The sequence below is a fragment of the Actinomycetospora aurantiaca genome, assembly GCF_037401875.1.
GTDB classification, from domain to species: domain Bacteria; phylum Actinomycetota; class Actinomycetes; order Mycobacteriales; family Pseudonocardiaceae; genus Actinomycetospora; species Actinomycetospora aurantiaca.
In genome coordinates this window covers 13,075-26,284 of the sequence record NZ_JBBEGN010000012.1, presented here as the reverse complement: position 1 = coordinate 26,284, position 13,210 = coordinate 13,075, and the positions used below count along the sequence as shown (strand labels likewise).

The 13,210-nt window shown below is 73.8% G+C and carries 11 protein-coding genes and 1 tRNA gene; 8 read left to right on the top strand and 4 right to left on the bottom strand.

The window, feature by feature from the left end:
- Nucleotides 1-35: 35 nt before the first annotated feature.
- On the bottom strand, nucleotides 36-1,493 hold the full coding sequence (locus WCD74_RS21150; RefSeq protein WP_337696856.1) for a serine/threonine-protein kinase: 1,458 nt from the start codon (nucleotides 1,491-1,493) through the stop codon (nucleotides 36-38).
- A 262-nt stretch (nucleotides 1,494-1,755) separates the two neighbouring features.
- On the opposite strand from WCD74_RS21150, the gene WCD74_RS21145 reads away from it, so the two are divergent.
- Both WCD74_RS21145 and WCD74_RS21140 read left to right on the top strand, forming a co-directional pair.
- Complete coding sequence (locus tag WCD74_RS21145; RefSeq protein WP_337696855.1) at nucleotides 1,756-2,220, top strand: antitoxin; 465 nt, start codon at nucleotides 1,756-1,758, stop codon at nucleotides 2,218-2,220.
- A complete protein-coding gene (locus tag WCD74_RS21140) occupies nucleotides 2,220-3,074 on the top strand; it encodes a thioesterase family protein (protein ID WP_337696854.1) in 855 nt (284 codons plus the stop codon). Before WCD74_RS21145 ends, WCD74_RS21140 begins: the two co-directional genes overlap by 1 nt.
- 1 nt (nucleotide 3,075) lies before the next feature.
- Here the strand turns inward: WCD74_RS21140 and serS are convergent, their stop codons facing one another.
- Nucleotides 3,076-4,377, bottom strand: coding sequence for a serine--tRNA ligase (gene serS, locus WCD74_RS21135; protein ID WP_337696853.1), 1,302 nt, complete (start codon nucleotides 4,375-4,377; stop codon nucleotides 3,076-3,078).
- A gap of 130 nt (nucleotides 4,378-4,507) precedes the next feature.
- Here serS and rfbB point away from each other — a divergent pair, with 130 nt between their 5' ends.
- Entirely contained in the window at nucleotides 4,508-5,542 is a 1,035-nt protein-coding gene (gene rfbB, locus WCD74_RS21130) for a dTDP-glucose 4,6-dehydratase (RefSeq protein WP_337696852.1), read from the top strand.
- On the opposite strand, the gene WCD74_RS21125 is transcribed toward rfbB, so the two are convergent.
- Nucleotides 5,539-6,579 carry a glycoside hydrolase family 183 protein gene (locus WCD74_RS21125; protein ID WP_337696851.1) on the bottom strand — a complete coding sequence of 347 codons (1,041 nt, stop codon included), beginning with the start codon at nucleotides 6,577-6,579 and terminating at the stop codon, nucleotides 5,539-5,541. The genes rfbB and WCD74_RS21125 overlap by 4 nt on opposite strands.
- A 72-nt stretch (nucleotides 6,580-6,651) precedes the next feature.
- A tRNA-Leu gene (locus WCD74_RS21120) sits at nucleotides 6,652-6,734 on the bottom strand.
- Between the two features lie 175 nt (nucleotides 6,735-6,909).
- Between WCD74_RS21120 and WCD74_RS21115 the strand changes: the two genes are divergently transcribed.
- The 5 genes from WCD74_RS21115 (at nucleotide 6,910) to WCD74_RS21095 (ending at nucleotide 13,208) form a co-directional block, all read left to right on the top strand.
- Complete coding sequence (locus tag WCD74_RS21115) at nucleotides 6,910-8,163, top strand: FHA domain-containing protein (protein WP_337696850.1); 1,254 nt, start codon at nucleotides 6,910-6,912, stop codon at nucleotides 8,161-8,163.
- A 12-nt stretch (nucleotides 8,164-8,175) separates the two neighbouring features.
- Entirely contained in the window at nucleotides 8,176-8,655 is a 480-nt protein-coding gene (locus tag WCD74_RS21110; protein WP_337696849.1) for an FHA domain-containing protein FhaB/FipA, read from the top strand.
- Between the two features lie 79 nt (nucleotides 8,656-8,734).
- The gene (locus tag WCD74_RS21105; protein WP_337696848.1) at nucleotides 8,735-10,141 is read left to right on the top strand and encodes a PP2C family protein-serine/threonine phosphatase; all 1,407 of its coding nucleotides are present in this window, start codon (nucleotides 8,735-8,737) and stop codon (nucleotides 10,139-10,141) included.
- A complete protein-coding gene (locus WCD74_RS21100) occupies nucleotides 10,141-11,733 on the top strand; it encodes an FtsW/RodA/SpoVE family cell cycle protein (protein WP_444876348.1) in 1,593 nt (530 codons plus the stop codon). Before WCD74_RS21105 ends, WCD74_RS21100 begins: the two co-directional genes overlap by 1 nt.
- Nucleotides 11,730-13,208, top strand: a complete 1,479-nt coding sequence (locus WCD74_RS21095; protein WP_337696847.1) for a peptidoglycan D,D-transpeptidase FtsI family protein — start codon at nucleotides 11,730-11,732, stop codon at nucleotides 13,206-13,208. The genes WCD74_RS21100 and WCD74_RS21095 overlap by 4 nt, the downstream gene beginning before the upstream one ends.
- The last annotated feature ends 2 nt before the right edge of the window (nucleotides 13,209-13,210 follow it).

Genomic DNA, 13,210 nt, shown 5'->3' with positions numbered 1-13,210 from the left:
GACGGGGCCGGTCCGGTCCCGTCGTCGGGGAACAGTCAGGGCGTGTTCGTGGATCCGCGCAGAGGTTGCTGCGCGCCGCCACCGACAGCGGGAGGTACGACGGCGGGGCTGTCGTCCTCTTCCGTCGTCGTCGGCGGCTGCGTGGTCGGCGGCGGCGGAGCCTGCGTGGTGGTGACGGGCGGAGGGGCGACTGTGGTGGTCGGCGGCGGGGTCGTCGTGGTCCGGCGCCGGGTGGTCGTCTCCTCCTCGGTGGTCGTCGTGGTGGTCGTCGGGACGGGCGCCGGGATCGACGTCGGGGCCGGCGGGGGGAGCTCCTCGGCGCGGTTGCCGAGCAGCGCGTAGGCGCCGACCCCGCCCGCGACCAGCAGGACCGCGACGATGGCGGCGATGATCGGGCCCTTGCGCGAGCGGCGCTGCTCCTCGGGGGCGTACGCCCCGCCGGTCATGGTCCCGGGACCGACGACGGCGGTCCGGCCGTCCGTCCCCGGGTAGCCGTACGGCGGGTAGCCGCCGGGCGGGGTCCCCACGCGCTGCGTGGCGCCGTACGGGTCGTAGCCCCCGCCCGGGTGCATCGCGTACGTCGCGCCCGTGCCGGGCGGTGCGAGCGGCGGGCCCATCGCGTAGGTGGCGCCCGTGCCCGTCGTCGGGGACGGCGCGAGCACCGTCTCCGCGTCCATGCCGACCTCGCGGGAGATCGTCCGCAGCTCGCCCACCACCTGCTCGGTGGTCGGCCGCTCCGCGGGCTCGTCCCGGGTCATCGCGACCAGCAGGCCCTGCAGGGCCGGTGGGAGGTCGGAGGGGACGTCCGGCGGGCGGTGCAGGCGGGCCACGGCCGCCTCGAGGGCGTTGCCGGGGTACTCGCGGCGCGCGGTGATGCACTCGAGCAGCACCAGGCCCAGCGCGTAGACGTCGGAGGCCGGGCCGACCGGCTGGCCGCGGACCTGCTCGGGCGAGAGGTACGACGCGGTGCCGATCACCATGCCGGTGGCGGTGATGTTGGTGGCGTCGGCCAGGACGGCGATGCCGAAGTCGGAGAGGTGCGGCCGTCCCTCGGTGTCGAGCAGCACGTTGCCGGGCTTGATGTCGCGGTGCACCACCCCGTGGCGGTGCACGTAGGTGAGGGCGTCGGCCAGCGCGGCCCCCAGGGCGACCACGTCCCCGGGGCGCAGGGGACCGGTGCGGATCCGGTCGGCGAGGGACTCCCCCTCGATCAGCTGCATGACGAAGTACGCGCGGCTGCCCTCGGCGCCGACGTCGTAGATCGTCACCAGGCCCGGGTGGTTCATCCCGGCGAGGGTCTGCACCTCGCGCTGCCGGCGGGACTCGTCGGCCTCCCCGACGCCGGCCGGGAACAGCTTGACGGCCACGTCGCGGCCGAGCAGCTCGTCACGGGCGCGGTAGACCTCCGCGGCGCCACCCCGACCGATGAGGTCGCCGAGGGTGTACCGGCCCGCACCCACGGTGGACGGGGGACCCGCCTCCGTCGAACTCACCGCCCGCGTGCCTCCTCGTCCGGCTCCCGTGACACGTCCGGCGCACACCACGTGTGCCGGACGCCCGGGGCCCATGGTGCCGTGTCCGTCCAGCCCGCCCGTCGGCACCCCGTCGGATCCCGCTCATGGCCGAGGACTCATGACCTGCGCGTGACCGTCCCGTGACGGCGCGTCCCCGGCGATCACGCGCGAACCCCTCGCCCGGCCGCCCGATCTCGCTAGACTCGCCCTCCCAGGCCACGAGACCGAACGAGGGATCCCCATGGACCGCGACGAGCTGGCCCGCCAGGGCAAGCAGATGGCGTCCGACCTGCGCGACACCGTGAGCCAGAAGGTGTCCGAGAACCAGGACACCATCAAGGGCACGTTGGACAAGGCCGCCCGCTGGGTCGACGAGAAGACCGGCGGCAAGTACTCCGAGCAGATCGGCAAGGCCCAGGGCAAGGTCGACGACGGCATCGGCTGGGTCGCGAGCCAGGGGGCGCCGGCGTCGGGCGAGCCCAGTGCCCCCGGCGCGGCCGCGGGCGACCCCGCGCCCGGCCCCACGGCCCCGGTCGACGCCCCCACCGCCCCGGGGAGCACGCCGCCCGGGCCGATCACGCCGGAGCAGGGCGGCGCCGCGGCCGCGCCGCACGCGGCGGCCTCGCCCGACTCGCCGACCACGGCACCCGGGCCGCAGACGCCCACCGCGCCCGACCCGGACGCGCCCCGCCCGCCGCAGGTCTGATGGCGGACCTCGCGAAGGCGACCGCCACGGTCCCCACCGAGCAGCCCGGTCGCCGCGCGGCGGTCCTCGACGAGCAGTGGGGCATCGGCCCGAAGCTGCACGGCGGGTACCTGCTCGCCCTGCTCGCCCAGGCGGCCGTCGACGAGGTCGAGGCGAGCGGAGCGACGGGGGACGGTGGAACGCCCGAGCCGGCCGCGGACGCGCACGTCGTCCCGCAGGCCGTCACCGGGACGTTCCTGCGCGCACCGGACCCCGGTCCGGCCGTGGTCGACGTCACCGTGCTGCGGCGCGGTCGCAGCGCCACGCACGTCCGCGCCCTGGTCAGCCAGGACGACCGGCCGTGCGTGGAGGCCGCGATGGTGCTCGGCGCGGCGCCGACGGACACCCCCACGGACGGCGACGTCTCGCCGGAGCCGATCGCCCTCGCCCCGTTCGAGGCGTGCGAGCGCCGCCCGGTCGCCGCCGAGGACGGCCGGGGCGGCCTGCCGATCATGGAGGTCGTCGACACCCGGTTCGACCCGTCGTCGCTGGGCTTCCTGCACGGCCGGCCCAGCGGTGCGGGTCGGCTCTCCGGGTGGGCGGAGCTGGACACGCGCGAGCCCTGGTCACCGATCGGGCTGCTCGTGGCCCTGGACCTGCTCCCGCCCGCGTGCTTCGACGTCGGCGTCTACGGCTGGTCCCCCACGATGTCGTTGACCGCGCACGTGCACGCGGTCCCGGCGCCGGGTCCGCTGCGGGTCACGCAGTGGCTCGACCACCTCGTCGGCGACCGCATGCACGAGAGCTGCCGGGTGTGGGACGCGTCGGGCCGGATGGTCGGACAGGCCGCGCAACTGGCCGCCGTCCGACGCTGACCTACTCCGTGGTGCCGTCGGCGAGGATCCGGCGGAACCCGGTGAAGGGGTGCAGCACCTCGGGGATCGTCACGGACCCGTCCTCGGCCTGGTACTGCTCGAGCAGCGCGGCCAGGGCGCGGCCGATCGGCAGGCCCGAGCCGTTGAGCGTCGCGACCTGGGCGCGGCCGCCGTGGGCGTCCTTCGCGCGGATGCCGGCGCGGCGTGACTGGAACGTCCCGCAGTCCGAGCAGGAGGAGATCTCGCGGAAGGTGCCCTGGCTGGGCAGCCACACCTCGAGGTCGTAGGTGGTCCGGGCGGCGAAGCCCATGTCGCCCGCGGCCAGCCGGACGACGCGGTAGGCCAGGCCGAGCGCCTGCAGGCAGTTCTCCGCGTGCGAGACCATGAGCTCCAGCTCGGCGGCGGACTCCTCCTCGCGGCAGAACCGCACCATCTCGACCTTGGCGAACTGGTGCAGCCGCAGCAGGCCGCGGGTGTCGCGCCCGTAGCTCCCCGCCTCCGACCGGAAGCACGGGGTGTACGCGGTGTAGGCCAGCGGCAGCGCGTCCGCGTCGAGCATCTCGTCGGCGTGGAGGTTGGTCAGCGACACCTCGGCCGTCGGGATGAGGTACAGGCTCCGGTCGGTGGTGCCCGTGCGGAACAGGTCCTCCTCGAACTTCGGGAGCTGCCCCGTCCCGGTCATCGTCTCGCGCGTGACCAGGTAGGGCACCGAGAACTCGGTGTAGCCGTGCCGCGCGGTGTGCATCGTCAGGAAGAAGGTGGCGAGGGCGCGCTCCAGGACCGCCCCGGGGCCCCGGGCCACGCTGAACCGGGCGCCGGAGAGCTTCGCGGCGCGGCCGAAGTCGAGGATGCCGGTGGCCTCGCCGAGGTCCACGTGGTCGCGGACCTCGAAGCCGAACTCCGGCGGCGTGCCCCACCGGCGGACCTCGACGGCGTCGGCGTCGGAGTCGCCGTCCGGGACCTCGTCGTCGGGCAGGTTGGGGATCGCCAGCAGGACCTCGCGCAGCGCGTCCTCGGCGGCCTCGGTCTCGGACTCCGCGGTGCGGATCTCGTCCTTGATCTCCCGGGCCCGGGTCTTGAGCTTCTCGACCTCCTCGCCCTGCCCGCGGGTCTCCTTCGCGACGCGGCCCACCTCGGCCGCGACGCGCTTCGACTCCGCCCGCAGGTCGTCCGCCCGGGAGATCGAGGAGTTGCGCCGCGCGGACAGGGCCTCGAGCCCCGCGAGGTCGAGCGTGTAGCCGCGGCGGGCGAGGCGGCGGACCGCCTCGTCACCGAGCTCGATCAACGTCCGTGCGTCGTGCATCGAAGTCCTTCGCGGGGGTCGTGGGGGATATCGCGTGCCAGGGTGCCGCACCGGCTCGCCCGGGCCTCGAGCGCGGTCGGTTAGGTTCGGGGCCGCCCGAACGTCCACCGAACGCCTGGAGGAGACCCGAGTGTCCACCGTCCTCGTCACCGGTGCAGCCGGTTTCATCGGGTCCAACTTCGTCCGCTACTGGCGGGCGGTGCACCCCGGTGACCGGATCGTGGCGCTCGACGCGCTGACCTACGCCGGGGTGCGGGAGTCGCTGAACGGCCCGGACGGCGAGCTGCTCGACGGCGTGGAGTTCGTGCACGGCTCGATCGGCAACACCGACCTGGTCGCCCACCTGCTGCGGGCGCACGCGGTGGACGTGGTGGTCAACTTCGCCGCCGAGTCGCACAACTCGCTGGCGATCCTGCGCCCCGGCGACTTCTTCGCCACCAACGTCACCGGCACCCAGGGCCTGCTCGAGGCCGTGCGCCGGGTCGGGGTGTCGCGGTTCCACCACATCTCCACCTGCGAGGTCTACGGCGACCTGTCCCTGGACGCCGACGAGGCGTTCACCGAGGACTCCCCGTACCTGCCGCGGACCCCGTACAACGCCGCCAAGGCCGGCGGGGACCACGTGGTCCGGTCCTACGGGCTGACCTACGACGTGCCGGTGACGATCACGAACTGCTCGAACAACTACGGGCCCTTCCAGTTCCCGGAGAAGGTCATCCCGCTGTTCACGACGCGGGCCCTGGCCGGCGAGGCGCTGCCGCTCTACGCCTCGACGAAGAACCGCCGCGAGTGGCTGCACGTCTCCGACCACGCGACCGCGATCGACCGGGTGATCCACCACGGGCGGGTCGGGGAGACCTACAACGTCGGGTCGGGCACCGAGGTCGACATCGAGGGCATCGCCGACACCGTCCTGGGCGCCCTGGGCCTGGGCCCGGAGCTCAAGACGATCGTCCCGGACCGCCCCTCGCACGACCGGCGCTACCTGCTCGACTCCACCAAGCTGCGCACCGAGCTCGGCTGGGCCCCCGCGGTGGAGTGGACCGACGGGATCGCCGACACCGTGGCCTGGTACCGCGCCAACGAGGCCTGGTGGCGCCCCCTGCTCGGCCGCTCCCCCGTCATCGAGGGCGCCGGCGCCGACTGGAGCGGGTCCGGCCGCTAGCGGGGGACCAGCTCCGACGCGTCCACCTGGAACTGCATCGCCTTGTACGGCCAGTTCGTGTCGGTCTTCCACTGGCTGACGACGAGGTGCAGGTCCTCCAGCGTCGAGCCCGGCACGGTGTAGCCGCCGTAGAGCTGCGCGACCCGGCCGCCCTCGTGGTCCTCGTCGCCCCACCCGGCCCCGGCGACCAGCGTGGCGCGCGGCGCGGTGTGCAGGTTCGCGGTCGGGTGGTCGAGCAGCAGGGCGTCGATGCGGTAGTTCCCGGCGTCGAAGACGACGAGCAGCCACCACTCCCGGCCGGACGCGTCCGGGACCCGCCGCAGCGACATCTCGCCGAAGGCGCCCGGCAGCACCTCCGTCGGGGTGCGCCCCCAGTCCCAGCTGGAGCCGTCGAAGCCCCAGCCCTCCCACGCGGCGGGGTCGGCGATCGAGGCCGGCCGCACCCGGTGCAGCAGCAGCCCGTGGGCGCGCTGGAACCCGGTGGTCAGGGCGTAGACCCACTCCCCTTCCGCGTCGACCTCCCAGGTGAGCATCTGGAACAGGCCGCCGAGGTGGTCGCCGGGCCAGCGCACGCCGGCCGGCTCCCAGGTCTCGCCGGAGTCCCGGGAGCGGTGCAGCTCGGTCGCGCGGGGGTTCCCGAGCTCGCGGCAGGCCATGACGTGCAGCCACAGGTCGTCGCCGACGACGAGCAGGTCGGTGGGCAGCACCGTGGAGATCCGGCGCAGCGACAGCATCGAGGAGCCCATGCGCCGTAGGCCCTGGTGCCGGTACCCCACCACCTGCTGGGCGTAGCCGTCCTCGCCCGCGCACCCGGTCCAGCGCAGGCCGTCCCCGACCGACGTCGGGTCCGCGAACAGGACGACGGGCGAGCGCCACCCGGGGCCGCCGACGCCGGCGATCTCGAAGGTGTCGCCGAAGACCGACACCAGGCGGCCGTCCGGGGCACGGACGGTCGCCCCGAGATCGGTGCCACCGACGCCGAAGCCGTCGGTGAAGCCGGGTCCGGTGAGATCGGTGATCTTCCGCGCGAGCCGCATGAGGACACACTGCCAGCCCGGGAGCGACAGGCGGGCCGCGGCCGCGGTGCGGCCCAGAGGAGAGAGACGGTGTGGGCGAGGGGGGAGTTGAACCCCCACATCCTTCCGGATACACGGACCTGAACCGTGCGCGTCTGCCATTCCGCCACTCGCCCGAGTGGAGCCGATCCGTGATCGACGTGAACGACCCTAGCACCCCCTCCGAAGGCCACCCCGAAGGAGGTCAACGGACGCCGTTGCGCGACCGATACCATCTAGAGAACCCGTGCGGTGTGGCGACACACCGTCGGGGGAGGAAGGTCGGACGACGAGCCGGAGGAGGGATCGCGGGTGGGGCGCGCACAGCGCTTCGAGCGCAAGCTCGAAGGTCTGGTGGGTGACACCTTCGCGCGGGTCTTCGGCGGCAAGGTCGTTCCCCAGGAGATCGCACAGGCCCTCCGCCGCGAGGCGGAGGACGGCGTGCGAGTCTTGGCCGGTGGGCGCCACCTGGCGCCCAACCACTACACGGTGGTGCTCAGCCCTGTCGATCACGATCGGTTGGCCGGGGACGAAGAGACCATCACCCACTCGCTGATCGACTGCGTGGAAGAGCACCTCACAGAGGGCGGGTGGGAGACATACGGTGAGGTCGTAGTCTCTCTGGAGCGTTCCGACGCGCTGCACACGGGACAGTTCCGCACCAAGTCGTCCGTTGACCCCGACGCGTCGCGGCAGCGGACCGCGAGCCCCCGATCCGCAGGAGAGCACCCCATGAGCCAGGCACCCGGTCGGTACCCGGACGAGCAGGACCAGCGTGGCTACGGCCAGCAGGGCTACCCGCAGCAGCCGCAGCAGGGCTACCCGCAGGACCCGTACGGCCAGCAGCAGGGCTACCCGCAGCAGCAGCAGGGCTACCCGCAGCAGGGCTACGGGCAGGACCCGTACGGCCAGCAGCAGGGCTACCCGCAGCAGGGCTACGGGCAGGACCCGTACGGCCAGCAGCAGGGCTACCCGCAGCAGGGCTACGACCAGTACGGCCAGCAGCAGGGGTACGACCCGTACGGCCAGCAGCAGGGCTACGGCCAGCCGCAGGGCTACGACCCCTACGGCCAGCAGCAGGGCTACGGCCAGCCGCAGGGCTACGACCCCTACGGCCAGCAGCAGGGCTACGGCCAGCCGCAGGGCTACGCCGGCCAGCCGGGCTACGACCAGTACGGCGGCCAGTACGGCCAGGGCGGGTACGACCCGTACGGCCAGCAGCAGGGCGGCTACGACCAGTACGGCCAGCAGGGCTACGGCGGCGTGCAGACCCGCCAGATGACCGCGACGCTGACCCTGGACGACGGCTCCAACCGCTCCTACCAGCTGGTGCAGGGCGCGAACGTCATCGGCCGCGGCCAGGACGCGCAGTTCCGCCTCGCCGACACCGGGGTCTCGCGCCGCCACCTCGAGATCAGCTGGGACGGCCAGCAGGCCACCCTGTCCGACCTCGGCTCCACCAACGGGACGACGGTCAACGGCACCCCGGTGCAGACCTGGCAGCTCGCCGACGGCGACACCATCCGGGTCGGGCACTCGGCGCTGCTGTTCCGCGCCCAGGGCTGACGCGCTCTCCCCGTGCCCGAACTCGTCCTCCAGCTCACCCGAGCGGCGTTCCTCGCGCTGCTCTGGCTGTTCGTCTTCGCCGCGCTGCGGGTCGTGCGTTCCGACCTGTACGCCGCGTCGGGGCTACGGGCCGCGGTGCCAGGTCGGCGTCCCTCCTCCCGCGGGGGGACGGCGAAACCGGGCCGTGGTGGGGGTCGCTCGGGTCCGAAGGCGCTCATCGTGACGGCGGGTGCCCTGGCCGGCACCCGGATCGCCCTCGACGGCCGGCCGATCATGCTCGGCCGCGCCGACGACTCGACGCTGGTGCTCGACGACGACTACGCGTCGACGCGCCACGCGCGCATCTCGCAGTCCGGCGACGACTGGTACGTCGAGGACCTGGGGTCGACCAACGGCACCTACCTCGACCGGGCCAAGGTCACCGGACCGACCAAGGTGCCCCCGGGCACGCCGATCCGCATCGGCAAGACCGTGATCGAGCTCCGCACATGACCCGACGCCCCGCCCCGAGGACCCCCGCCACCCCCACCCGGGTGCGGGCGCTCCGTGCCCCTGCGTGCAGGATCGTCCCGTGACCCTGGTGCTGCGCTACTCCGCCCGCAGCGACCGGGGCCTGGTGCGGCAGAACAACCAGGACTCGGTCTACGCGGGCCCGCGCCTGCTCGCGCTCGCGGACGGCATGGGGGGCCACGCGGCGGGTGAGGTGGCCTCGAAGCTGGTCATCGCCGCGCTCGTGCCCCTCGACGACGACGAGCCGGGCGACGACCTGCTCGGCGAGCTGGCCGAGGCGACCGCCCAGGGCAACGACGCGATCACCGAGCTGGTCAACGAGGAGCCCGACCTCGACGGCATGGGCACCACGCTGACCGCGGTCCTCTTCGCCGGCAGCCGGCTGGGCATGGTGCACGTCGGCGACTCCCGCGCCTACCTGTTCCGGGAGGGCGTCCTCACCCAGATCACCCGCGACGACACGTTCGTGCAGTCGCTGATCGACGAGGGCCGCATCACCGAGGACGAGGCCGCGAGCCACCCGCAGCGCTCGCTGCTGCTCCGCGCGCTCACCGGGCACGACGTCGAGCCCTCGCTGACGGTGCGCGAGGCGCGGTCGGGCGACCGCTACCTGCTCTGCTCCGACGGGCTCTCCGGCGTGGTCAGCGCCGAGACGATCGCCGAGGCCCTCACGATCACCGATCCGCAGAGCTGCGCCGACCGCCTCATCGAGCTCGCGCTCAAGGGCGGCGGACCGGACAACGTCACCTGCATCGTCGCCGACGTCGTCGACGTCGACTACGGCGAGCACGAGCCGATCTACGGCGGCGCCGCCGGCGACGGCCGCGCCGACCCGCCGCCGGCCGACTCCGCGGCCGCCCGGGCCTCGGCGGCCACGTTGACGCGCGCCGAGCCGTCCTCGCGACCCGACCCGCTGCCGGCCCGCGGCGAGGCCGGACGCGCCGGTCACGGCGCCGCCCGCTCCCGCCCGCGCCGCGGCCGCCTGGCCGTGGTCCTCGCCGTCGTGGGCGTGCTGGTCCTCGCGGGCCTCGGCCTGCTGGTCACCCGCCTGTGGATCTCCCAGCAGTACTACGTCGGCGTGGCCGGCGACCAGGTCGTGATCTACCAGGGGGTCCGCGGCGACGTCCTCGGCGTGCAGCTGCAGGACGTCTCGGAGCAGACCGGCCTCAAGGTCGCCGACCTCACCCAGGTCGGCCGCACGTCGGTGCAGGGCGACTCGCTGCCCACCTCCGACCTGGACGCCGCCCACCGCACGGTGGAGCGCCTGCGCACCGACGAGCTGCTGCCCGAGTGCCAGCCGCCGGCCCCGATCGTGCCCGCGCCGGGCCAGCCCGCGCAGCCGGGCCAGCCCGGACAGCCCGCGGTCCCCGGCCAGCCCGCCGTCCCCGGCTCACCCGTCACCGCGGCCCCCACCGCCGTGCCCCAGTCCCCGCAGGTCCCGGGACGCGACTGCCGCGCGGTGCAGTAATGGTCCGCCCCGCCCAGGCCCCGCGCGCCGGTCGGACCACCGGCGGGCCCGGCCCCGACCCCGCCGAGATGCCCGCCGACCGCACCGCGCTGCGTCCGGTCGTCGCCGCCGCCGTCTCGACCCGCCGCGGGATCGAGCTGCTCCTGCTGGCGTTCGCGGCCGTCATCGTCACGGGCGCGCTGGTGCTCGTCGAGGCCAACCAGAACCAGGAGCTCACGCTCACCCTGCTCTACCTGGGCCTCGCCTACCTGGCGCTGTTCGCCGGGGCGCACGTGGCGGTGCGCCGGTTCGCGCCGTACGCCGACCCGGTGATCCTGCCGTGCGCGGCCCTGCTCAACGGGCTGGGCCTGGTGATGATCCACCGGATCGACCTGGCCCGGGCGGCGAACGCGCTCGCCCGCGGCAATCCCGTGCCCGACGCCGACGCCCTGCGCCAGATCGCGTGGCTGACGCTCGGCCTCACCCTGTTCGTCGTGGTGCTCTGGCGCGTGCGCGACCACCGCACGCTGGCCCGCTACGGCTACACGGTGGGCTTCGTCGGCCTGGTGCTGCTCGCCCTGCCCGCCGTGCTGCCCTCCGCCCTCTCCGAGGTGAACGGCGCGAAGATCTGGATCCGGGTCGGCGGCGTCGGCATCCAGCCCGGCGAGTTCGCCAAGATCCTGCTGACGATCTTCTTCGCGTCCTTCCTGGTCGCCAAGCGCGACCTGTTCACGACGGCGGGCAAGCACGTCCTGGGCATGACCTTCCCGCGCCCCCGCGACCTGGCGCCACTGCTGATCGCCTGGGTCGTCGCGATGGGCGTGCTGGTCTTCGAGTCCGACCTCGGCACCTCGCTGATGTTCTTCGGGATCGTCCTGTCGATGATCTACGTCGCCACCGAGCGCTCGTCGTGGGTGCTCATCGGCCTGGTCATCTTCGGCGCCGGGGCGTTCGCCGCGTGGACCTTCGTCGACCGCGTGCAGGTCCGCGTCGCCGCGTGGCTCGACCCGCTCTCCGACCCCGCGGCCGCCACCTACCAGGTCAGTCAGGGCCTGTTCGGGATGGCGACCGGCGGCATGCTCGGCACCGGGCTCGGTGCGGGCCGGCCCGACCTGGTGCCTCTGTCGAGCACCGACTTCATCTTCACCTCCATGGGTGAGGAGACCGGCCTGATCGGGCTGATGGCGCTCCTGCTGCTCTACTGCCTGATCTCCACCCGCGCGCTGCGCACCGCCCTCGCGGTCCGGGACACGTTCGGCAAGCTGCTGGCCGCCGGTCTGGGCTTCACGGTCGCGATCCAGGTCTTCGTCGTGGCCGGCGGGGTCATCGGCCTCATCCCGAACACCGGGCAGGCCGCCCCGTTCATGTCCTACGGCGGGTCGTCCCTGGTGGCGAACTACGTGCTCGTCGCGCTGGTGCTGCGGGTCTCGGACGCCGCCCGCCGGCCGGCGGCGGAGAAGGGGCGCCCGGAGCCGGGCGCCGCCCCGACGCCGCCCCGCACGCCCCTGGCCGAGGCGCACACCGAGATGGTGTCCCGGAGCGAGGTGGCCACGCCGCCGCACGGCAACCCCGCCGCACCGGCGACGCCGCCCCGAGGGAGGAGCCGCGAGTGAACACCCCGCTGCGTCGGGTCTCCCTCGTGGTCATGGGCCTGATCGTGCTGCTGCTGGGCCAGGCCACGTGGGTCCAGGTCGTCAAGGCCGACGAGTACAAGGCCAACCCGTACAACCAGCGCGTGCTGCTCGACGAGTACAACCGCCAGCGCGGCCAGATCTCCGCCGGCGGCGAGGTGCTCGCGTCGAGCGTCGCGACCGACGACCGGTTCAAGTACCTGCGCACGTACGCGAACGGGCCGATGTACGCCCCGGTCACCGGCTACTACTCGCAGGTCTACGGGACCTCCGGGATCGAGCGGTCGATGGACGCCGTCCTCAACGGCTCCGACGACCGGCTGTTCGTCCGCCGGATCTCCGACGTGGTCACCGGCCGCTCGCCGGCCGGGGGCAACGTGGCGCTGACGATCGACCCGAAGGTCCAGCAGGCCGCGTACCAGGCGATGGTGTCGCGCGGCTACGAGGGCTCCGTCGTGGCCATCCGGCCGCAGACCGGCGAGGTCCTCGCGATGGTCTCGGTGCCGTCCTACGACCCGAACCCGCTGGCCAGCCACGACGGCGCGACGCAGCGGAACGCGTGGAACTCGCTGAACCCGAACAGCTCGGACTCCCCGCTGATCAACCGGGCGATCTCCGAGACCTATCCGCCCGGCTCGACGTTCAAGCTGGTCACCACCTCGACCGCGCTCGAGGCGAACATGATCACGCCGCAGACGCCGGTCACCGCCGAGCCGCGCATCACGCTGCCCGACAGCGTCACCACGCTGGAGAACTACGACGGCCAGCGCTGCGGCTCCGGCCCGACCGTGCCGTTCTCCACCGCGTTCACCAAGTCCTGCAACGGACCGTTCGCCCAGCTCGCCGACCAGGTGGGCGCCGACCGGCTCCGGGCGCAGGCGGCGGCGTACGGGATGGAGAACCCGAACCTGACGATCCCGATGCCGGTGGCGGAGTCCTCGGTCGGCGAGCTCGGGGACGGCGCGTCGCTGGCCCAGTCCGGGATCGGCCAGCGCGACGTGCGCCTGACCCCGCTGCAGAACGCCATGATCACCGCGACCATCGCGAACGGCGGCATCCCGATGCAGCCGCACGTGGTCGGCCAGATCCAGGGCCAGGACCTGTCGGTCGTCGACACCACCGACCCGGACCGTCTCGCCCGCGCGATCTCCGGCGGCACCGCGTCCACGCTGACCCAGCTGATGATCGGCTCGGAGAACGGCGGCACCAGCGGCGGGAAGATCCCGGGCGTGCAGCTGGCCTCGAAGACCGGCACCGCGGAGTGGGGCGCCTCCCCGAAGACCAACCCCCCGCACACCTGGTACGACGTCTTCGGCCCCGTGCCCGACCCGCAGGTGGCGGTCTCTGTCATCGTCGAGCGCGGCGGGAACCGGGGCGACGACGCCACCGGCTCGTCCGTGGCCGGCCCGGTCGGCCGGGCGGTCGTCGCCGCGGCCCTGCAGCAGGGAGGGAGGTAGCT